The organism is Bacillus sp. FSL R5-0422, assembly GCF_038610765.1.
Classification (GTDB): Bacteria; Bacillota; Bacilli; order Bacillales; family Bacillaceae; genus Bacillus; species Bacillus pumilus_O.
Genome location: NZ_CP152014.1, coordinates 3,482,335 through 3,504,396, shown reverse-complemented (window position 1 = coordinate 3,504,396; position 22,062 = coordinate 3,482,335). Strand labels below are relative to the sequence as shown.

Genomic DNA, 22,062 nt, shown 5'->3' with positions numbered 1-22,062 from the left:
TCAAAAAGCATGAAAGAATGAAAGGAGTTATGAAAGATGTTTATGAGAAAAGGAAATGATTCATCGTCGGGAACCCTTTTAAATGAGAGTAGTCGATTAGTAGAACGAATTGAGAAGGGAGACCTTTCAGCAAGAATAGATACTGCTGCATTCTCTTCAAGTCAAACGATTGAAGCAGTAGCCCAAATAAATGAAGCTTTGGAAAAGATGCAGGAAGCAAATGAAAATATTCAAATGCGGATGAATTTGGTGACAAAAGCTATTCAAGTTGGTTTATGGGATATGGTCGTGATCGCTGGAGATCCGGTCAATCCAAAAAATGAATTCACATGGACGGATGATTTCCGTAAGATGCTAGGCTTTCAAAACGAGCACGATTTTCCAAATGTTTTAGACAGCTGGGCATCTCGAATTCATCCGGATGAACAAGAATATACCTTAAATGCATTTTCTACGCATTTATTGGATCATTCGGGACGTACACCATATGATATCGAATATCGCTTGAAGTTGAAAAATGGAAATTATCGCTGGTTCAAAGCAACTGGCACAACCATTCGTGATCGAAATGGTGTCCCTCTTCGTGTGGCGGGAGCTCTTTTTGATATTCATGATCAGAAATTGAAAGAAGAAGAACTACAAGCATTCGTGACGAGATATGACTTGATCAACCGTGCGCTTGTGGAAGCTCCTTGGGACATGGTCGTAGAGGCTGGCGATCCAGTCAATCCGAATAACGAGTTCTGGTGGTCTCCGCAGTTCAGAAAAACGCTTGGTTTTACGGACGAAAAGGATTTCCCGAACGTATTAAGCAGCTGGAGCGACCGCCTGCATCCTGAGGATCAAGAAAAGGCTCTTCAAGCTTTTGCAGATCATTTGAATGATCACTCTGGACGCACGCCATTTGATATTGATTACAGATTGCAGAGCAAAAATGGCGAGTATCGCTGGTATCATGCTGGTGGTGAAACCATTCGTGATGAAAAAGGTGTTCCTCTTCGTGTCGCTGGTACCATTCGTGACATCACGTTAGAAAAAAACAAAGAGAAAACAGCGAATGAAATGGCGTCACAAGTAGAACAGCTTTCAAGTTCAATCAGTGAGATGGTATCAGGAATCAGCTCTGTAACAAATCAAGCGCAAGAGCTTGCTGTTGCACAAGAGCAGTCAACATCTGCTGCCAATCTAGCAAAAAATAGTGCAGATGAGACGAAAAATATTTCTGACTTGATCAAAGAAGTAGCGAACCAAACGAACCTGCTTGGTCTAAATGCTGCGATTGAGGCAGCAAGAGCTGGTGAACAAGGAAGAGGATTCTCAGTCGTTGCAGATGAAGTACGTAAACTGGCGCTTCATAGTGCCAATGCAACGGAAAATATCGAATCTAGTTTAACGGATATGAAAACACAAATTGATGAAATTCTTGATAATATCTCGAATATGACAGCTCTTACACAAACACAGGCTGCTTTAACAGAGCAAGTGAATGCTGCAGTCGATGAAGTGAACCACATGTCTCAGCGCCTTGTTGCCTATTCGAAGAGTATTTAATCATTAAGAACCGCCCTCATATCAGAAGGCGGTTTTTTTATTACAATTGATCTGCTGGAAAAACAATACCTGCATCTTTTCTTGCAGCATCAAGGACTTTCATGACGGAGAGACTTTCATCAAGCCATGCATAGCACTGTTCATGATTTTTTGTTTCAATGATGTGCTGAAAAGCCTCTGCTTCATAAAATAGGCGGTTTGAATTTGTTTGTGCATTGAGTGAGATCACCTGATCATTCACATGGAGCAGCACTTCCTCGCAGCCATTCGCACCGTTTTTCACATGAATGAAGCCTTTTTCCCCTTGAATCAATGCAAAATTCATGCTGTTTGTATCCTTACTTCCGACACTTGTTGCAATGAAATCATTGTAGGTGAAAGTCAAAACACCAGACGTATCTATGCCATTTGGGTGACGGTTTGCTTGGTAGCGAACCTGCTCCGGTGATCCGAAGAGATTCATGATGAAATGGACATTATAGATATTAATATCCATCAATGCTCCTCCTGAGAATTCAGGGTTAAAGACATTTGGCGTTTCGCCGGCTAGCAGCTGATTATATTTGCTTGAATATTGACTATAGTTGCATTGAACCAGTTTGATTTTACCTAGCTGATGAAGGTGTTTTTTGATGAAATGATAGTTTGGCATATGAACGGTCGTAATGGCTTCAAATAGAAGAAGCTGCTTTTCCTTTGCGAGAGCGATTAAGGCTTCCAGCTCTTTGACATTAGAGGTGAAAGGCTTTTCGCAAATCACATGTTTTCCTTTTCTTAATGCAGCCGTGGCATGCTCGCTATGTAATCGATTCGGTGATGCAATATAAACGGCTTCAATGTTTGGATCTTCTAGCATAGCCGTTAAATTTGTATAAGTCGTTTTTACACCAAATTTGTCTGCGAGCTTCTTTGCCGTTGCTTCCTTTCTTGAATAGACGGCATGACAAGAAGCGCCGTCAAGCTGTTCAATCGCTTGCAAGAAGCTTTCCACAATCACACCTGTTCCAATGGTTGCAATGTTCATTCTACAAAACCCCTTCCACTCGTTTGATATCAAGTAAAGCTGTCTCTAGTATAACTGATGTTTGAATCGCACGCGCACTTGGCACCTGGGCGGAGAGGGGGGCCAGTGGCAAACACTGGCACATCTTTGGCAGCCCTTACAATTAGCTGATGTTCGCTAATGTTTGTTTTGTTAACAATTGAATGGCAGCTTTCCTCTTCTTTAACTCATGAATGGAGTGTTGAATATCCTCCACTTTTTGTTCGAGCAGCTGTTCAGCTTCTGTCTTTGATTGTTTTTCAAATAACGATTTGATAATTTCGCGAATTTCTTTGAGTGAGAAATCTAGTTTTCTTGCTTCTGTGATAAAGGATAGCATGAGTACATATTTTTTATCATATAAACGATAGCCGTTATGTGCTCTCTTTGGTTCGGGGAGCACACCCTCATTTTCATAAAAACGAATGGTTTCAATATGCACACCAGACATTTTTGACAATTTACCTCTAGTAAACGTAATCATTCCCTGCACCTCCTTTCTTTGCTATCCATCATACAATTAGAATTGCTAGTTTCAAAATATTCAGTGGTGAACTTTTGTTTTCATTTTCCCGTTGGAATAGGGCAGAAACCCTATTTACAGCAGGATGAATAGAATACGATATAATAGAGAAGGCATTTGACAATTTTGTTACAGGTGAGAACAAGTAGACAGCGTGATGAAAAAACGATAGGCTAAAATAGGTAAATAGTAATGATATAATCTGTCATCATCTAGATGATGGCTCAAAATAGTGCAGCACAAGTTTTGCTGAGAAAAGGGGACCAGTAAATGTATAAATTAGTTGCAATTGATATGGATGGTACGTTATTAAATGATCAACATATGGTGCCGGATGAGGTGTTTGAAGCCATTCAACAGGCGAAAGCAGAGGGAGTTAAAATCGTATTATGTACAGGACGGCCGATTGGCGGAGTGCATCGCTATTTAGATGATCTTCAGCTCAATCAAGAGGGAGATTATGTGATTGCCTACAATGGGGCGCTTGTCCAAAACAGTCACACAAATGAAGTGGTGTCAGAACTGACGTTATCCTATGAGGATTTAACTTCTTTATATAAGCTGAGCCGTGAGCTCGATACACCGATGCATTATTTCGATTCGGCTCATTTGTACACACCGAACCGAGATATCAGTGAGTACACAGTACTTGAATCCTATTTAACAAAGCTGCCGCTTAAATATTTACCTGTTGAAGAGGCAGATCCTTCAATGAGATTACCGAAGATGATGTATATTGATCAGCCAGAACGGTTGGAAAAGACGATACAAGCCATTCCATCTGAAGTGAAAGAAAAGTACATGATGGTGAAAAGCACAGATTTCTTCCTTGAAATCCTGCATCCTGAAGTCAGCAAAGGGAATGCCGTGAAGCTTCTAGCGAAAGAGCTGGGGATTGCTCGTGAAGAGGTCATGGCCATTGGTGACAATGGAAACGACGTATCGATGCTTGAATTTGCAGGCTGCGGCGTTGCCATGGGAAATGCCATTGATGATGTCAAAGCAGTAGCAGATGTTGTGACAAAATCCAATAATGAAGCCGGAGTTGCCCATATCCTGCATGAATTAGTTTTAGGAAAATAAACCAAAAGAGCGGTCTACCACTAAGGTAGCCGCTTTTTTATATGTGAGAGAAAAAGTAAACAAGCATCCGTCTGCTGCTCAAATTTGTCTTTTGCAGCATCGCCTTCACATGATCATGGACGGTATGGGTTGAAATAAATAAAGTACTGGCAATTTCCTTTGTAGACTGTCCTTTTAATAAGCAGTCGAGGACGTTCATCTCTCTTTCTGTCAGCTTGTACGTTTTTGCCGCATAAGGAAGAATATCATGGGTTTGAGCTCTCTTGATGTGAATCATGACAGCCTCTTCCTGACCTGCTGCCTGTGCTAACCGAAATGCTTGAAGAGAGAGGAACAACCCCGTAGGCAATCTCGTCATGCTTGCTGCGGTTTGCTCAATACCTCCGTATAAAAGTTTTGCCCCTAATGCTCTAAACGGGCGTGGCATGATCGTTTTGTCATGGATTTGTTCAAAGGCTTGAAACGTCTGAAGCCAATGAAGACCTGTCTCATTTCCATAAAGAAGGTTGTAATCGTGCGAAAGAATGAGGAAGCCTTGTTGCTCCGCCGCCGCGTCTTCTTCCGTATCTCTTTTCTTGAAAAGTTCATCTCTTAGCTTGGCTGCAAGTCTTGGCGTTTGTTCGATGACCGCTTGGATCTCTTTTTCTTGAAAAGGTTCCTTGTCCTTTAGACGATAGAGGCTGGCAATGCCCCAGCATTCCCCTTGGATCACAAGAGCTGCCCGCAATTCATCAGACCATCCATTAGGTAACAAAATGTCTTGGTAGCGCTCACTACTAAGGTATTCTCCGCTTTGGACTAGGCTCGCAGCATGAACGGGGCCTTTGGCTAGCGTTTCATGCTGATGTACGTCCCTTTTTAAAAACTCATTTTGAAACAGCTGGTTATGAATGTCTTCAATCGGTTCATCTGTGAAGGAACCTGTCGAGAGGAGAGTGGCTGGATCAATGGTCGTGATACAGGCTGCATCAAAATCAAGGACGGCAGCAAGTTCGTCCCGAATGTGTTGTCTCAGCTGCTGAAAATGAGTGGCTGGATTGGTCACAGGATCTCCTCCTCAAAAATCCCCACTTTTAGGGATCGTGTTTTCTGTTGTCTCTTTTTACAATAAAGATGTCATATCGTTAGTGTACAGGAAACGATGTAAAGCGGAAAGGAATTGGAGGAGAAGGACATGAAAGAAAACCAGCATTGGCACGATCCCGTGGCTGAGTCATATGCAGCGACGATTGCCTATAAAGTACCCGGTTATCAGCTATTGCATGAGTTGACAATAGACGTATTAGAAACTGAATTAAAGGGAGCGGCTTCCCGCATCTTGACTGTTGGAGCGGGTGGGGGCGAAGAGATCATCAACATGTTACAAAGAAAAGGAGATTGGCACATCACAGGGGTCGATCCGTCTCCTTCTATGCTGGACATGGCGAAACAGCGGGTGGCACAGCTAGAAAAGGAGGCGCGTGTCACATGGCATGAGGCCTCATTAGATACGGTTTCAGCTGATCCTGTTTACGATGCAGCGGTGAGCTTGCTTGTTATTCATTTTATAGAAAAGCGTCAGCTCTTTTTAGAGGAGGTTGCCCGTAGACTTCAACCAGATGCGCCGTTTATGTTGGCATTTATACAGGGCGAGATGAAGTCCCATGCATTTCAACAGGAGCTTCACATGCTTTCTCTGTTCATGCAGCGGCAAGGCTTAGAAAAAGATGTGTTTACGTCCTTTAAAAACAGGCTGGGACACACGACACACCCTGTTCCCGAGGAAGAAATAAAAGAACATTTAATCAAAGCAGGATTTAAAGACATCAGACCTTACTTTCAGGCAGGAATGATCAAAGGTCTTGTTTGCAAGCGAGGTCGTAGAGAGGCGGATGAGAAATGAGAACACAGGTGATGGTGATAGGCGGCTATGGACATGTTGGACAACAAATATGTCTTCAGCTAAGCGAAGTGTACCCCGGGCAAATTGTTGCGGCAGGCAGAAGCTATGAGAAGGCAGTGAAGTTTTCACGCCAGACAAAAGGGAAGGTTCTTCCCTATCAATTAGATGTGAGTGAGCCGTTATTTTCGGACTGGATGGATCAAACAAGGCTGGTAATTATGTGCCTTGATCAAGAAGACCCGTCATTTGCTGAAACAGTTCTCCGGTCAGGTATTGATTATATAGATATCTCTGCAAAAGGAGCGTACATGGAACAGGTGGCAAAGCTGGATCAGCAGCACATCGGTGCAACGGCTTTACTCAGTGTCGGGCTTGCGCCTGGCCTTACGAATTTATTGGCAGCGAAAGCATCATCTATGCTCTCAACAGTGGATCAAATAGATATAGGGATTATGCTTGGATTGGGTGATCAGCATGGGAAAGCCGCCATTGAATGGACGCTTGAGAATGTCCATACTGACTATGTGCATACTGAGCATCATCAACGTAAAAGAGTCAAAAGCTTTACTGGAGGCAAGCGTATAGATTTTGGGGTGAAACTTGGAAAGAGGCAAGCCTATCAATTCCCTTTCTCGGATCAGCAGACATTGCCTTCGACGCTCAGCGTGCCTTCTGTGACGACAAGGCTTTGTTTTGATTCTCGCGTGGCAACTCGGGCATTTGCCTTCACAAGGAGCCTTGGAATGACGTCACTTCTCACTGTTCCGAAAATTAAGGAAAGAGCCATTTCCATGATTCAATCGGCTCAAATGGGAACAGATCAATATGCAGTGAAAGTGGAGGCGACAGGAATGGAAAGGAACAAGATTCATCAAGCAGCGCTTGGAATAAAAGGGCATGATGAGTCTCAAGCCACAGCTCAAGTCGCCTCTGCTGCAGCACTGCATTTATTGAGCAGGAGGTTTGAGACAGGTGTGTTTCATATCGAACAATTATTTTCATTAGCGTATGAAAATGGTAATTTTGCGTTGGTGGATCAAAAAACGAAGGAAAAGCGTGTGTTAGCGCTGAAAGCCAGCCTTTTAACGGCATAAAAGAAGACTAGCAGGTTGCTAGTCTGGGTAACGAGATGAAAACATCTTCACTCTAAGATATGCGTCAGTTCAAAAGAATAGATCAGTCATGTGGCAGCTTTATTCATGTTCTCCTTGAAAAACAAGTTGTCCTCAATGTAAATGGCCGAGAGTGAAAAAGATTCGAATCGAGGATTGTAGGCTGAAAGGCTGAACTGATATAATGGTTACATTTTGCAAATAAATCTCAAGTGGGTGTTTACAAGTGTTAGATACAGAACAAGGTGTAATGAAGAATTATATAGATTCACCCCAAAAATTGAAAAAATTATTTAAACGAGTATTGTTCGTTGTCAGTCTATCGCAAATATTTGGAGGGGCTGGTATAGCCGCAGGAATTACGGTAGGTGCACTTTTAGCTCAACAAATGCTTGGAACTGAAGCCTATGCAGGAGTCCCAATCGCTTTATTTACTTTGGGGTCAGCTGGGTCAGCTTTTATTGTAGGAAAGCTTTCGCAACGTTATGGACGGCGTATCGGTTTATCTGCAGGTTTTGTTGCTGGAGGGCTAGGAGCAATTGGTGTAGTGATTGCAGCTATGATGAATAGTGTCATTTTACTATTTGCATCGCTCTTCATTTACGGCGCAGGAACAGCTACAAATTTACAAGCTCGTTATGCTGGGACTGACTTAGCGAATTCTAAACAACGTGCAACTGCAATTAGTATGACAATGGTCATGACAACATTTGGAGCAGTAGCAGGTCCGAATTTAGTTGAAATGATGGGGGAATTAGCAGTATCAATTGGTGTTCCAGCACTTGCGGGTCCCTTTATTTTATCAGCAGCAGCATTTATTGTAGCAGGTCTTGTCCTTTTTATTCTGCTGCGTCCTGATCCGCTAGTCATTGCTCAAAAAATAGCAATTTACAAAGCAGAGCATGGGCATGGAAATCAACGAGATTCTGCTGATCAAAAAATAGATAGAAAAGGGCTTACAGTAGGTGCCACGGTTATGATCTTAACTCAAATCGTCATGGTTGCACTCATGACTATGACACCGGTGCATATGCAGCATCATGGTCATGGATTAGCCGAAGTGGGCATTGTGATTGGTTTTCATATAGGTGCGATGTATCTTCCTTCACCTATCACGGGTGTACTTGTAGATAAACTAGGACGAACAGCTATGAGCATAGCGTCGGGCATCACATTGTTACTTGCTGGTTTATTAGCAGCATTCGCACCAAGTGATTCAATGATTCTATTAATCATTGCTCTTTCTTTACTTGGATTGGGATGGAACTTTGGTTTAATTAGTGGTACTGCTCAAATAGTTGATTCTACAGAACCATCAACCCGGGCAAAAACCCAAGGAACACTCGATGTTTTTGTTGCGTTAGCAGGTGCTTCTGGCGGCGCTCTTTCAGGAATGATCGTTGCGAATACGAGTTATGCTGCATTATCTTTAAGCGGAGGAATTTTATCGTTAATTCTCATACCTGTCATAGTTTGGTCTTTTAAAAGTAAAACATAATGAAGCTCCGAGCTGCAGATGCTCCTGCAATCCATCACAAAAAAAGACATGCCCCTAATCATGGGAAAGCATGTCTTTTTTAATTTTCTATTATTAGTAGAGCAATTGCACAAATTGCTTCACAGGATGCTAGTCCTCTTATGATGAAGATGACACATCTCCTTTTTTCTTGATACTCGCTGTAATGAGCTGTGTCAATGTGTCAGAGCCTTTAGTTGAAAGGTGAACACCATCAGGCTGAAAATAAGATGGCTGTCCGGTAGCGGCTGAATGCCAATCGACCAGGGTCACATTGGCATGTTGATCGGCCACTCGCTGAATGACTGCATTCACATCATTTTCCCAAGACCTTGGGACTCTTGTGTTCACAAGGAAAATATGCGCCTTTGAAAATTGCTGAATGAATGCTGTCAATGTGCCCTCAGTAAAATAGCCATTCGTGCCAAGCTCAATAATAACAGCGGCATCAGATTGATTAAATGAAGCATACTGAGGAGCGAGGCTGACGGCTTCGTTCATTTGTCTGCCAACCTTTGCATCGATAGTGATTTGTGCATATGTCTTTTCAAGATTTGGCGCTATGTCTAGCATGACGGAATCACCAATAGCAAGAATTTGGTGAAACTGCTTCTGATCTGCTGCTTTCTTCTCGTGTTTTTCTTTCTTTTTCTTCGTTTTCGCTTCCGTAGAGTCGCCTGTTTTTTTCGGTGCCGTCTTAATTTGTGTCACTTCCTTGGCATGTGGAGACGTATGAGATGAGCTGGACATGCCAATGGTAAATAAAATGATAAGAGCCGCAGTGATTCCAATGAACACTTTATGAGACGTAGACCATTGTTTGTATCCCTTTTTCCAAATAGACCAAGAGGCAAAATATTGTTTGAAGCCAAGCCGGCGAATCGGTTGCTCGATGAAGCGGTAAGAAGCCTCTGCAATGAGTAAAATGGCAATGATCTGCAATGCAACACGTCCTATAGAAGGCTGTCCAATTTCAATGATAGGGGTGGTCAGCACGATGATGGGATAATGCCACAGGTAAATACCATAAGAACGCTTTCCAAGCCAGACGAGTGGCTGATAGGAGAGCCATTTTCCTAGTAGGCTTGCAGGGTGGCAGATGCATGCAATTAAAATGGCTGCATTCAGACAGAATAAAAGCATGCCGCCTTGATAGAGAAAGCCGTCAAATTCGTCCACTGCATAAACACATAGAAGAAAAACTGCAAACGATCCAAAACCAGCGATATGTAAAATACGCCTGCCAACAGGAAGTAGCTTTTTGCTGGACAGTCTTTGCATGGGCCATACAAATGCTAGGCTGCACCCAATCAGAAGCGCAAATGCACGAGTATCTGTTCCATAATAAACCCTGCTTGGGTCCGTATCTGGTGAATAAAGAATCGCCATCCATAAGGCGGAGACAAGTGCAAGGCCAAAGGTGATCATTGGCAGATGGGATCTATTTTTTACCCATTTTAGCCCTGCAATCAATAGTACTGGCCAAATGATATAAAATTGCTCTTCAATCGCCAAAGACCATAAATTTTTCAGTGGAGATACAGCATTGAAGCTATCAAAATAAGACAGCTGATGGAAAATGTACCACCAGTTACTGACATAAAAAAAGGACGATAAGGCATCGCCACGAATGGACAAAAGTGCATTCGAACCCGCAATCGCACACCAGCTGACGGTTAAGAAAATCATCACGTAAGCAGCTGGAAGAAGCCTTCTGATTCGGCCCATCCAAAATGGCAAAAGCTCTTGATAGCCTAAATCCTGTTTATGTAACAAGATCGTCGTAATCAAGTAACCAGAAATCACAAAAAACAAATCAACGCCAAGAAACCCGCCGCTCGCAGGTCCAATATGTAAGTGATAAGCAATGACCGCCAATACAGCAATGGCTCTTAGCCCATCTAATCCTAATATATAACGTAAACGATTCTCCTTGCTGTTCATGAAAATGAATCCCCCATTAATGAAAAGCATCTTTACTTAAATTAAGAAAATTAATAGATAGTATATATAATAGACGTGTATCCATAGCATTTAGTTTGAGTTTTTTTATAAAATTTTAAGATAAACGGAAAAATATATCACTTTATTATATTATTACATCAATATAAAATGGAAGTTATTGAATTCATCAATTGAGAGATACTGGGGCACATAAGTTACGTAAAACTTAGTAGGCGTTCAGATACAGGAGGGTTTTGATGTTTGTTTTAAATCGTCAACCAAAAAACAAGGAATACAATGCGCTCATCGATTTATGTTGTGAAGTATGTGATGAATTCCAATTAGTTTTTAGAAAAGATTTAGCTGATTTTGATGATTATCGTGAAATTCTAAATAAACTTTCACCATCTCTTAAAGAAATGAAGGAAGAGTCTGAGTGGGCTACTACGATTCTAGGAGATGGTCAAACAGCTTATGTTTATTATTATTATGCCAATGAACACACAAAAAATTTGTTAAAAGAACTTTCGAACTCTCTATACGGGTGGGTTCACCCTAATTTACTGGAGGATTTATCATTCTTCAAAAATGGAAAAGAGTGGATGGTTTCAAGCTCACATGAAGAGGAGAGCTATATTTTTCCTGAAAACGAAGAAGAAATTGAGAGTTTAAAACAAATCAAAGGTCTTAAATGGACTATACAAGAAGATGATGAATAAGTTATTTTAAAGGCTTTCCCCTAGAAGGGAGAAGTCTTTTTTATTATAAATAACTCTTTTATACTCAAAACCAAAATCCCTGTCATAATAAAAGAAGATGGAAAGGGGATGTGTGAAATGAGAAGACTTGAAAATAATCAGTTATTGATTCAGATCAATGAGAGAGGTGCCGAGGTCAGAGAGGTGCTTCACAAGGAAAGTGGACGTCAATATATGTGGTCTGGCGATCCTGCATACTGGGGCAGGGTGTCGCCTGTCTTATTCCCGATTGTTGGGCGATTAAAGAATGACCAATACAAGATAGATGGTCAAACCTATGAGCTCACGCAACATGGATTCTTGCGTGATGTTGATTTTGATGTACATGAAGAAACGAAACATACAGTGACTTTTCAATATGAATCAAAAGGTCGTCATATCAAGCAGTATCCTTATGAATTTACTGCCCGTATCCGGTACGAGCTATTAGAAAATGGTCTGACGATTTCCTGGGAAATTGATTATGCCGGAGATGACAAGATGTATTTCTCTATTGGAGGTCACCCCGCTTTTCGAGTCCCGCTTGTTGAAGGAGAACGTACAGCGGATTATACCCTGACATTGACGCCTTCTACTGAGCATCTTCCTGTCCAATATGAACTGAAAAATTCACTTATCAGGGAGAAAGAAAAAGGGATTCAGCTTGAACCGATTCAGCTTCGACCAGAGCTTTTTCAGCATGATGCGATGGTCTTTCGTCATATCAATCGAGTGTCATTGACGTCTCAGGCAGGTCACGGGGTTGAGGTTGATCTCACTGGTTTTCCGTTCGTTGGCATTTGGTCACCTTATGATCAAGAAAAAGGCACAATGGCTCCTTTTGTTTGTATTGAGCCTTGGTACGGTATTGCCGATGTTGAAGGGACGAATGGACAATACAAGGAAAAGTTCGGTATTCAAACTTTAGGGAAGAATGAGACGTTCCAAGCCGCCTATACGATTTTCTTCAAATGAACATTTGTGCATGATGAGTTGAACAATTTGTTATGATAGAAGAAAAAAGGAGGCGTACGAATGGATCGGGAGAAACAACAACTGAGTATTGAAGCGGCAAGGCTATATTATTTATCGGATTACAGCCAGCAGGAAATTGCCAAACAGCTCGACCTGTCGAGACCAACTGTATCTCGGCTGCTTCAATATGCGAAGGAGAAGGGGTACGTCCAGATAACGGTAATGGACCCGTTTGAAGATTTGAATGAGTTGTCCTCATTGCTCAAGGAAAAATATGACCTGCTCGAAGCTCATGTGGTGTTTTCGCCCAAAGATGATTATCCAACGATCACCGAATACTTGAGCCAATTTGGTGCTGAGTACTTGCAAAGCACAGTAAAAGACGGTGATATCGTTGGTGTGAGCTGGGGAACCACTATGTATCAAATTGCTCAAAAGATGCAACCTAAACAGGTCAAAGGTGTAGAGGTTGTCCAGCTGAAGGGTGGGATTAGCCACTCCCATGTGAATACATATTCTGCGGAAACCATCCAGCTGTTTGCAGAGGCCTTTCAAACAGCACCGCGCTATTTGCCGCTTCCTGTTGTATTTGATAGTGCTGCCGTCAAAGAGATGGTTGAACAGGACAGACATATTCAGCGCATCATTGAAATGGGCAAACAGGCGAATATTGCTGTGTTCACTGTTGGAACGGTAAGAGATGAAGCCCTTTTGTTTAGACTTGGTTACTTCCGCGAAGAAGAAAAAGCATTGCTCAAAGCATCCAGCGTCGGAGACATCTGCTCGCGCTTTTATGATCAAGAAGGAAAAATTTGCAGTGAAGCGATTAACAACCGTACGATTGGCGTGGAGCTTGATGATTTAAGGACAAAAGAACGTTCTATTCTTGTTGCTGGCGGACATCGCAAGGTAGCTTCTATCCACGGGGCACTAAGAGGAAAATATGCGAACGTCTTGATTATTGATCAGCATACAGCAAAGGCTCTTATAAATGTCACAAAATAGTTGAACAAAATTTCATAACTATGTTTACAATTGTTCATCGGTCATATATGATGAAAGTATCATAATTAAAAGGAAGTGTAAGCATGACGATAGCAAAGCTCATTGATCATACAGCACTAAAACCAGATACATCGAAAGCTGCAATTATGCAGTTACTTGAAGAAGCAAAGACTCATCAGTTTGCATCCGTATGTGTGAATCCAACATGGGTATCTCTTGCGGCGAAAGAACTAGCAGGAACAGGCGTTGACGTTTGTACAGTCATCGGTTTCCCGCTAGGTGCAAACACAACAGCAGTGAAAGCATTCGAAACAAAGGATGCCATCGAGAATGGTGCAACTGAAGTGGACATGGTTATCAATATTGCGGCATTGAAAGACGGCGAATATGATGCAGTTGAGCAAGATATTCGTGCAGTTGTAGACGCGGCAAAAGGGAAAGCACTTGTGAAAGTTATTATTGAAGCGTGCTTACTCACAGATGAAGAGAAAGTCAAAGCTTGTGAGCTTTCAGTGAAAGCTGGCGCTGATTTTGTGAAAACATCGACTGGATTTAGTACAGGCGGTGCGACTGCTGAGGACATCGCATTAATGCGTAAAACAGTAGGGCCTGACATCGGTGTGAAAGCATCCGGCGGTGTGAGAACAAAAGAAGATGTTGAGGCAATGCTAGCTGCAGGCGCTACCCGAATTGGTGCGAGTGCAGGCGTTTCTATTATCAAAGGGGATCAATCAGCTCCTTCGAAAGACTATTAATTCATACGATCCTATGGTAGGATAACATTCGTGACTCATAAATGATGAAAAAGTCATATGCGGAAGGATCTCACTTCTGGGAATTTCTTCCGCACTTTGTTTGCAAAATAGGGTTTGTCCCATACAAGCGCATTAATGTAAACGAATTCATTCGAGGAGGAAAAACATGAAATACGTGATTGGTATCATCGGTTTGCTGGTGATTCTCGCCATTGCATGGCTAGCTAGTAACGGCAAAAAACGGGTAAAATTCCGTCCAGTAATTGTCATGATTGTACTGCAATTTATTTTAGGTTATATTCTGCTCAATACAGGTGTTGGAAACTTCCTAGTCGGAGGCTTTGCAAAAGGATTCCAAATGCTACTAGGCTATGCCGGTGAAGGAATCAACTTCGTATTTGGCGGATTAATGAATGATAAGGCATCAACTTTCTTCATCAACGTTTTACTGCCGATCGTCTTTATTTCGGCATTGATTGGTATCTTGCAGCATTGGCGTATCCTTCCGCTTATCGTACGCGGAATCGGTTATCTGCTCAGCAAAGTAAACGGTATGGGGAAACTAGAATCTTACAACGCAGTAGCGTCTGCGATTTTAGGCCAATCAGAAGTCTTTATTTCCATTAAGAAACAGCTCGGATTATTACCTCAGCAGCGTCTTTATACATTATGTGCATCTGCCATGTCGACCGTATCGATGTCGATTGTCGGTGCGTACATGCAAATGATTAAACCAGAGTACGTGGTCACAGCACTTGTGCTGAACCTATTTGGTGGATTTATTATCGCGTCTATTATCAATCCATATGAAGTAGCTAAGGACGAAGACATGCTTGAAGTCGTTGAAGAAGAAAAGCAATCCTTCTTTGAAATGCTTGGCGAATATATTATGGACGGTTTCAAAGTAGCGATTGTTGTCGCTGCGATGTTGATTGGATTCGTTGCATTAATTGCGATGATTAATGGAATCTTTACAGCTGTTATCGGTGTGTCTTTCCAAGATGTACTTGGTTATGTATTTGCCCCATTTGCTTTCATTGTTGGTGTACCTTGGAGCGAAGCAGTACAAGCAGGAAGCATCATGGCAACGAAAATGGTTTCCAACGAATTTGTGGCAATGCAAATCCTGTCTGGCGATGCTTTCCATTTCACTGCTCGTACAGAAGCGATTATCTCTGTATTCCTTGTATCATTTGCGAACTTCTCTTCTATCGGTATCATTGCTGGAGCAGTCAAAGGCTTAAACGAAAAACAAGGAAACGTTGTCGCACGCTTTGGATTAAAGCTTCTATTTGGTGCAACACTTGTCAGCTTCTTAACAGCAGGCGTTGTCGGTTTGATTTACTAATTTAAAAAAAGGAATGGTGAAAACAATGAGAATGGTAGATATCATTGCGAAAAAACGTGACGGAAAAGAATTATCTTCAGAGGAAATTTCTTTCTTTGTCAAAGGATATACGGACGGAACAATTCCTGACTACCAAGCAAGTGCCTTGGCTATGGCGATTTTCTTCCAAGATATGACGGATCAAGAACGTGCAGACTTAACGCTCGCTATGGCGAACTCAGGAGACACGATTGACCTGTCTGCCATTGAAGGCATTAAAGTAGACAAGCATTCAACAGGCGGTGTAGGTGATACAACAACGCTTGTACTTGCACCTCTTGTGGCTGCACTTGATGTACCTGTAGCGAAAATGTCTGGCCGCGGTCTTGGACATACAGGTGGTACAGTGGATAAGCTTGAAGCGGTAAAAGGCTTCCACGTAGAAATCACAAAAGATGAATTCATCGAGCTTGTGAACCGTCATAAAGTAGCGGTCATTGGTCAATCAGGCAACCTGACACCAGCAGATAAAAAGCTTTATGCCCTTCGTGATGTGACAGGTACTGTGAACTCAATCCCGCTCATTGCTAGCTCAATTATGAGTAAGAAAATTGCTGCTGGCGCAGATGCGATCGTATTAGATGTAAAAACAGGTGCAGGTGCTTTCATGAAAACACCTGAAGACTCTGAGAAACTTGCAAAAGCCATGGTTCGTATTGGAAACAACGTTGGCAGACAAACGATGGCTGTCATCTCTGATATGTCTCAGCCGTTAGGATTAGCGATTGGAAATTCCCTTGAAGTGAAAGAAGCCATTGACACACTTAAAGGCGAAGGCCCTGAAGACTTAAACGAGCTTGTGCTCACATTAGGAAGTCAAATGGTCGTTCTTGCGAAAAAAGCAGAAACGCTTGATGAAGCAAGAGAAAAGCTGATTGAAGTCATGAAAAACGGCAAAGCACTTGAGAAATTCAAGGAATTCTTAGAAAACCAAGGCGGAGACGGCTCGATTGTAGATCAACCAGAAAAACTGCCGCAAGCCCCTTACCAAATCGAAGTTCCTGCAAAAGAAGCAGGTGTGGTTGCTGAGATCGTCGCAGACGAAATCGGTGTTGCAGCCATGATTCTTGGAGCAGGACGTGCAACAAAAGAGGACGATATCGACCTATCAGTTGGTATCATGCTGAACAAAAAAGTTGGCGATCGTGTTGAAAAAGGAGATTCACTCGTAACACTTCATGCAAATCGAGAAGATGTTGCGAATGTCATGGAGAAAATTTATGACAACATTCGCATCGCAGATCATGCGGATGCACCAACTCTCATTCACACGGTGATCACAGAATAAAGAAAAAAGGACAAAAGTGCTTCGTCGCTTTTGTCCTTTTTTGCTAAAAATATTAACGTAGTGTTAAGTTGTACTTATCTAATGAATTCTTTGAATACTTATAAATTATTACTCCAATTAAAGTACCTAAAGTATTTGTTATGATGTCATCAACATCAAAACTTCTATAATTGTAGCCTACAATCAAATCTAAAACAAATTGTATCAATTCAATACTCAGGCTCACTAGGAAACCTATATAAATAACCTTTCGTAATTGGTTAAATGAAAAAAGAATAGGCAGAATAAATCCAAGTGGCACGAATAGAATAACGTTTCCAATGATTTGTTTTATAAATGTTGTCAGTCCAAATTCAAGTGTGACAATTATTGTTTTAAAAGGTATAAAATTATGAATAGAACCTAAATTGTCTTCTATCATAATTTCTATTAACTTCTTTTGATAAGGAAATGGGAAAAAAGTTAGAGAAACAAGACTAGCAATATATAAAGAAAACAATATATAGTATAGAAATAAGATTTTACTTGTAGTACCGCGCATAAATTTATATACGAAGATCACTAAACTAATCCCACATATAATGAAGTAGGGTAGAAGAGGATTTAACATATGAGACTCTCCTTGAATCTAAGATTATCAGTAACTAAGAGAACCTTTACCAATGATCCTCTTATAATTATAATTTTTCCATATTTCGTAGCTATATGTATGCCCTTTTTTTACAGAATAGTCAGTATCTGTATACGGTGAACCTTTACTGGATTTTTCAAATCCTAGACGAGTAACTAACTGAGCATTACTCCACCAGTTCTTTTGTTCATATACATGAATGGTAAAATAGGTATCTCCACCCCAACTTGTCATGTTTATCTTTCCAGTTACAGAATTTTTAGTTGACTTGTATTTACCAATATATAATTGGTGGGTCATATCAAATTTGAAATCTTTAGTTGCTGCTTGAGCTACTATTGGCGTAATCATAATTAAACAAATCATAAAAACAGTTAAAAACTTAAGAAAATTCTTTTTCAAAATAATCATCCTTTATTATATTTTAGCTTACTTTTATAATAATTACATTTTATGATAATAAAGTCAATATTTTTCGGTTGGAATTAAATATTAAATACTATACTTTTTATTTATTTTGATAGAGTAGATTTACCTTATGAAACAAACTTCTTGCAATCATGAAATAATGGGTGTATATTAGTTGACGAGTCAATGATTGATATATCAACTAATTGATCTGAATAGAAAAGAGGGGATGGCATTGACTGCATTTTGCTCTGAAGAAGCAGAGGTATTATACCGTTTGCAGTGCGTGAACCGTATGATGGGCGTGAAGTTCGAAGCATGCACGGGCATCAGCCAATCAAGATTAGAGTTGCTCTCACTGTTATTTCAAGCAGACGAAATCAGCCAGTCAGATTTGCAGAAAAAAGTAAATATTGATAGTGCGGCTGTGACGCGTCACTTAAAACAGTTAGAAACAAAAGGAATGGTCACGCGCAGAAGAAAGCCAGAAGATAATCGAGTCACACTTGTTCGTCTGACAGAAGAAGGCAGAACAAGAATCGAAGCTTCTAAAAAAGAAAAAGAACGATTTATCTCAGAAATGCTTGAGAACGTAAGTGACGAAGAACGAAAGCTTCTCACTGATGTGCTCAGCCGAATACAACAAAACATCGAAAAGATTCAAACAACTTAAAGGAGTGTTTCAACATGGCTACAACATTAAAAACAAACGATTTTATGGAAATTATGAAAGGACGCCGTTCTATTCGTAATTATGACCCAGCTGTGAAAATCAGCAAAGAAGAAATGGCAGAGATTCTAGAAGAAGCAACGACTGCACCATCATCAGTGAATGCACAGCCTTGGCGCTTCATGGTCATTGACAGCCCAGAAGGAAAAGAAAAGCTTGCACCACTTGCAAAATTCAACCAAACTCAAGTGTCAACATCAGCAGCTGTCATTGCCGTATTTGCAGATATGAAAAGCAATGAATACTTAGATGAAATTTATTCAAAAGCAGTAGAGCATGGCTACATGCCTCAAGAAGTGAAAGAAAGACAAATTGCTGCACTAACTGCACACTTTGAGGTACTTCCAGAGCAAGTCAACCGCGAAACAATCTTAATTGACGGTGGAATTGTGTCTATGCAGCTTATGCTTGCAGCACGTGCACACGGCTATGATACAAATCCAATTGGTGGTTTTGATAAAGAAGTCATCGCTGAAACATTTGGCTGGGATAAAGAACGTTATGTACCAGTAATGCTGTTATCAATTGGGAAAGCTGCTGACGAAGGTTATGCTTCTTACCGCTTACCGATTGAACGCATTACAGAGTGGAAATAATATCTATTAAAAAGGGGACTATCATATGATTATTATTCATGCAGGAATGACCATTTATCCAGAAAAAGAAACCGTATTTCTAGAAGAAATCAATTCATTAATGACAGCTTCACAAGCGGAAGAAGGCAATGTATCCTACAAGCTGTTCAAGGATACAGATAAGGAAAATACCTTCTTAATGGTAGAAGTGTGGAAAGATGACGCTGCGGTTCAGAGCCATAATGCGAGTGCACATTTCCAAGCTTTCGTCGCGAAGGCAAAAGAATTCTTAGCCGCTCCACTTGACGTTGTTGCCTTTCAAGGTCAGCAACTTTCATAGTAAAACAACAAACACCCTAGGCGTTTATCGTCTAGGGTTCTTTTATTTTCGACACATTGTTCCACCCATTTCATTCCCGTATTGTGCATTTTCCACAAAGTTTCTGAAAATAAAATGTTTTTCGACTTAAGTATATTGGAATATGCTAGAATTAGATATTATTTATTACCAAATTAGGGAGGAACCAAAATGAAAAAAGGGAAATGGACGAGTATTGCACTAACGGCTGTCCTCAGTTTAGGCACATTGGCAGCTTTCAGCACCCCTCTATCTGCCCACACCACAGAGAAATCAACATCCTCAGATGGCGGTCATTATTCAGGTGTTCCATTTGACGCAAGTGTCGTGAATGAAGACCGTCTCATCAAAGCCTTGAAAAAACAAGGAAAGATCAAAAAGAACGCCAATGAAGCAGAAACCCAAAAAGCACTAAAGAACTATCTAAAGAAAAAAGAAGAATCCGCTATGAAACAAAGTGCAAGCACCTTAACAGAAGAGCCTGAATTTCTGAAAGAATACAAACAAAAGGTACATAACAAATTAGCCAAAAAGAAAAAGTTAAAGAAGCATAATGGAAAAGAAAGCAATCATGTAAAACCGGTCAAAAAAGAAAAGTATAAAGGCGATGTTCGCAATGATAAGGTATTGGTTTTATTAGTAGATTTTAAAGATTATAAGCATAATAGTATTAAAAAAGAAGAGACTGATATGTACTATGACAAGTACGATCAACAGCACTATCAAGACATGCTTTTTGGAAAAAATGGCTACATCGGTCCAGATGGGAAACGAAAAGTATCCATGAAGCAATATTATGAGAAGCAGTCTGGCGGTAGTTACACGATCAGTGGAACGGTTGCTGGCTGGTATACAGCGAAGCATGAAGCAGCCTATTATGGCGGGAACGTACCTGATGAATCAGGCAGTGACGGTAGACCGCGTGAATTGGTGAAAGAAGCACTAGAAGCTGCAGCAAAGGACCCTAATATTGATCTTAGTGAATATGATCAATGGGATCGATATGATATGGATGGAGACGGCGTTTATAACGAACCAGACGGCATCATTGACCATTTGATGGTCGTTCATGCTGGTGTAGGTGAAGAAGCTGGCGGCGGACAGCTTGGCTCTGATGCGATTTGGTCGCACCGCTGGTCACTTGGTGATGTATTTGAAATTCCAAACACAGAATCTGAAGTTGGACAAGGCGGAAAGTTAGGCGCGTTAGATTACACCATTGAGCCTGAAGATGGTGCGGCAGGCGTATTCACACATGAATTCGGACATGACCTTGGTCTTCCTGATGAGTACGATACACAGTACACAGGCGGAGGCGAGCCCGTTTCCTACTGGTCGATCATGTCAAGCGGAAGCTGGGCAGGTAAAGTCCCTGGAACGGAACCAACAGGCTTTAGTCCATATGCGAAAGAAATGCTTCAAAACTTGCATGGCGGTAACTGGCTTACTGGACAAACCATCGATGGTAAAACATTAAAGAAAAGCAAAACAGTGCTGATTGATGAAGCAGCAACAAAAGGAACGAACCATGATGCGGTTCGGGTAGATTTACCAGATAAAGAGATTGAGGTCACAAAACCTGCTCAAGGACAACATGCGTACTTTAGCGGAACGGGTGACAATTTAAATGCGACCATGACGACAACAGGTATCGATTTGTCGAAAGGGAGCAAAGCAGAGCTGACATTTAAAGCATGGTACGATATCGAAGAAGATTATGACTATGCATATGTAGAAGTTCGTGAAACAGGAACCGATCAGTGGAAGACGATTGCTGGTAACATCACAAACGATCGAAATGAAGCTGGAGCGAACGAAGGCAATGGAATTGACGGAAAATCAGATGGATGGGTAGATGCAACCTTTGATCTTTCTGCTTATGCAGGGAAGAAAATTGACCTGCAATTCCGCTATACAACCGATGCAGGCTATTCACTGCCAGGCTTATTTGTAGATGATTTAAACATCACTGCAGATGGGACGAACGTATGGGCAGATGATGCCGAGGATACGTCTACTTTCACGTTTAACGGATTCTCGAAATCAAACGGAAAACAATATGCAGCACAATATTATTTATTAGAGTGGCGCTCTTATGCTGACGTTGATAAAGGGTTAAAGCATATCAAACGCGGGGCAAGTCTCATGAGCTATAATAATGGTTTGGTCGTGTGGTATGTCGATCAATCCTACAGTGATAACTGGGTAGGAAAACACCCAGGGAACGGTTTCCTTGGTGTAGTAGATGCAGATCAGCAAGTATTGAAGTGGAGTGACGGCTCTATTGCTGCTACAGGTTTCCAAGTACATGATGCTGCATTTTCTTTGAACCCAAGTACGAAGCTCAATATTGATTATACAGCGACAACTGGCTTAACTTTGGTAGATCGCTATATTCGCCCGACTCGTACATTTAGTGATAAAAAGAATTATGTGAATCCAAAAAATCCAGATGCAGGACGTGATGTGCCAACATACGGTCTATCCTTTAAAGTTGTTGGACAAAGTAAGGATCGTTCTGTTGGAAAGGTATTAATTTCTAAAAGTAACTAAACAGAAA

General features: G+C 41.2%; 21 protein-coding genes. 15 read left to right on the top strand and 6 right to left on the bottom strand.

What is annotated here, in order from left to right; all coding sequences use genetic code 11:
• Positions 1–36 precede the first annotated feature (36 nt).
• The gene (locus tag MKX52_RS17970; protein WP_342491175.1) at positions 37–1,551 is read left to right on the top strand and encodes a PAS domain-containing protein; all 1,515 of its coding nucleotides are present in this window, start codon (positions 37–39) and stop codon (positions 1,549–1,551) included.
• Positions 1,552–1,591: 40 nt separating this feature from the next.
• Here MKX52_RS17970 and MKX52_RS17965 read toward each other — a convergent pair whose 3' ends face one another.
• Positions 1,592–2,575 (bottom strand): Gfo/Idh/MocA family oxidoreductase, encoded by a 984-nt coding sequence (locus MKX52_RS17965; protein ID WP_342491174.1) that lies wholly within the window; start codon positions 2,573–2,575, stop codon positions 1,592–1,594.
• A gap of 142 nt (positions 2,576–2,717) precedes the next feature.
• On the bottom strand, positions 2,718–3,077 hold the full coding sequence (locus MKX52_RS17960) for a MerR family transcriptional regulator (protein WP_012011790.1): 360 nt from the start codon (positions 3,075–3,077) through the stop codon (positions 2,718–2,720).
• 309 nt (positions 3,078–3,386) lie between these two features.
• On the opposite strand from MKX52_RS17960, the gene yidA reads away from it, so the two are divergent.
• Positions 3,387–4,199, top strand: coding sequence for a sugar-phosphatase (gene yidA / locus MKX52_RS17955; RefSeq protein ID WP_012011789.1), 813 nt, complete (start codon positions 3,387–3,389; stop codon positions 4,197–4,199).
• A 37-nt stretch (positions 4,200–4,236) separates the two neighbouring features.
• On the opposite strand, the gene MKX52_RS17950 is transcribed toward yidA, so the two are convergent.
• The gene (locus MKX52_RS17950) at positions 4,237–5,244 is read right to left on the bottom strand and encodes a helix-turn-helix transcriptional regulator (protein WP_144469374.1); all 1,008 of its coding nucleotides are present in this window, start codon (positions 5,242–5,244) and stop codon (positions 4,237–4,239) included.
• A gap of 129 nt (positions 5,245–5,373) precedes the next feature.
• Between MKX52_RS17950 and MKX52_RS17945 the strand changes: the two genes are divergently transcribed.
• The 3 genes from MKX52_RS17945 to MKX52_RS17935 all read left to right on the top strand — a co-directional run bounded on the left by MKX52_RS17945 (position 5,374) and on the right by MKX52_RS17935 (position 8,691).
• Positions 5,374–6,081, top strand: coding sequence for a class I SAM-dependent methyltransferase (locus MKX52_RS17945; RefSeq protein WP_342491173.1), 708 nt, complete (start codon positions 5,374–5,376; stop codon positions 6,079–6,081).
• Complete coding sequence (locus MKX52_RS17940; protein ID WP_342491172.1) at positions 6,078–7,175, top strand: saccharopine dehydrogenase; 1,098 nt, start codon at positions 6,078–6,080, stop codon at positions 7,173–7,175. The genes MKX52_RS17945 and MKX52_RS17940 overlap by 4 nt, the downstream gene beginning before the upstream one ends.
• Before the next feature lie 244 nt (positions 7,176–7,419).
• A complete protein-coding gene (locus MKX52_RS17935; RefSeq protein WP_342491171.1) occupies positions 7,420–8,691 on the top strand; it encodes an MFS transporter in 1,272 nt (423 codons plus the stop codon).
• A gap of 138 nt (positions 8,692–8,829) precedes the next feature.
• On the opposite strand, the gene MKX52_RS17930 is transcribed toward MKX52_RS17935, so the two are convergent.
• A complete protein-coding gene (locus tag MKX52_RS17930) occupies positions 8,830–10,653 on the bottom strand; it encodes an acyltransferase family protein (RefSeq protein ID WP_342491170.1) in 1,824 nt (607 codons plus the stop codon).
• 257 nt (positions 10,654–10,910) lie between these two features.
• Between MKX52_RS17930 and MKX52_RS17925 the strand changes: the two genes are divergently transcribed.
• The 6 genes from MKX52_RS17925 (at position 10,911) to MKX52_RS17900 (ending at position 16,800) form a co-directional block, all read left to right on the top strand.
• Positions 10,911–11,372: a stage III sporulation protein AH gene (locus tag MKX52_RS17925; RefSeq protein ID WP_342491169.1), complete on the top strand. Its 462-nt coding sequence runs from the start codon at positions 10,911–10,913 to the stop codon at positions 11,370–11,372.
• Positions 11,373–11,489: 117 nt separating this feature from the next.
• Positions 11,490–12,365 carry an aldose 1-epimerase family protein gene (locus MKX52_RS17920; protein ID WP_342491168.1) on the top strand — a complete coding sequence of 292 codons (876 nt, stop codon included), beginning with the start codon at positions 11,490–11,492 and terminating at the stop codon, positions 12,363–12,365.
• A 60-nt stretch (positions 12,366–12,425) separates the two neighbouring features.
• On the top strand, positions 12,426–13,370 hold the full coding sequence (locus MKX52_RS17915; protein WP_342491167.1) for a sugar-binding transcriptional regulator: 945 nt from the start codon (positions 12,426–12,428) through the stop codon (positions 13,368–13,370).
• Positions 13,371–13,453: 83 nt separating this feature from the next.
• The gene (gene deoC / locus MKX52_RS17910; RefSeq protein WP_119125591.1) at positions 13,454–14,125 is read left to right on the top strand and encodes a deoxyribose-phosphate aldolase; all 672 of its coding nucleotides are present in this window, start codon (positions 13,454–13,456) and stop codon (positions 14,123–14,125) included.
• 166 nt (positions 14,126–14,291) lie between these two features.
• Positions 14,292–15,473 carry a NupC/NupG family nucleoside CNT transporter gene (locus MKX52_RS17905; protein WP_058013304.1) on the top strand — a complete coding sequence of 394 codons (1,182 nt, stop codon included), beginning with the start codon at positions 14,292–14,294 and terminating at the stop codon, positions 15,471–15,473.
• A gap of 25 nt (positions 15,474–15,498) precedes the next feature.
• Positions 15,499–16,800, top strand: a complete 1,302-nt coding sequence (locus tag MKX52_RS17900) for a pyrimidine-nucleoside phosphorylase (protein ID WP_012011779.1) — start codon at positions 15,499–15,501, stop codon at positions 16,798–16,800.
• 52 nt (positions 16,801–16,852) lie between these two features.
• On the opposite strand, the gene MKX52_RS17895 is transcribed toward MKX52_RS17900, so the two are convergent.
• Both MKX52_RS17895 and MKX52_RS17890 read right to left on the bottom strand, forming a co-directional pair.
• On the bottom strand, positions 16,853–17,410 hold the full coding sequence (locus tag MKX52_RS17895) for a VanZ family protein (RefSeq protein WP_144468100.1): 558 nt from the start codon (positions 17,408–17,410) through the stop codon (positions 16,853–16,855).
• Positions 17,411–17,437: 27 nt separating this feature from the next.
• Complete coding sequence (locus tag MKX52_RS17890) at positions 17,438–17,833, bottom strand: hypothetical protein (RefSeq protein WP_144458137.1); 396 nt, start codon at positions 17,831–17,833, stop codon at positions 17,438–17,440.
• 235 nt (positions 17,834–18,068) lie between these two features.
• On the opposite strand from MKX52_RS17890, the gene MKX52_RS17885 reads away from it, so the two are divergent.
• The 4 genes from MKX52_RS17885 to MKX52_RS17870 all read left to right on the top strand — a co-directional run bounded on the left by MKX52_RS17885 (position 18,069) and on the right by MKX52_RS17870 (position 22,055).
• Positions 18,069–18,512 carry a MarR family transcriptional regulator gene (locus tag MKX52_RS17885; protein WP_088002687.1) on the top strand — a complete coding sequence of 148 codons (444 nt, stop codon included), beginning with the start codon at positions 18,069–18,071 and terminating at the stop codon, positions 18,510–18,512.
• A gap of 14 nt (positions 18,513–18,526) precedes the next feature.
• Positions 18,527–19,165, top strand: a complete 639-nt coding sequence (locus MKX52_RS17880; protein WP_012011776.1) for a nitroreductase family protein — start codon at positions 18,527–18,529, stop codon at positions 19,163–19,165.
• 25 nt (positions 19,166–19,190) lie between these two features.
• Positions 19,191–19,484: a putative quinol monooxygenase gene (locus MKX52_RS17875; protein WP_342491166.1), complete on the top strand. Its 294-nt coding sequence runs from the start codon at positions 19,191–19,193 to the stop codon at positions 19,482–19,484.
• Positions 19,485–19,673: 189 nt separating this feature from the next.
• Positions 19,674–22,055 (top strand): immune inhibitor A domain-containing protein, encoded by a 2,382-nt coding sequence (locus tag MKX52_RS17870; protein ID WP_342491165.1) that lies wholly within the window; start codon positions 19,674–19,676, stop codon positions 22,053–22,055.
• Positions 22,056–22,062: the final 7 nt, after the last annotated feature.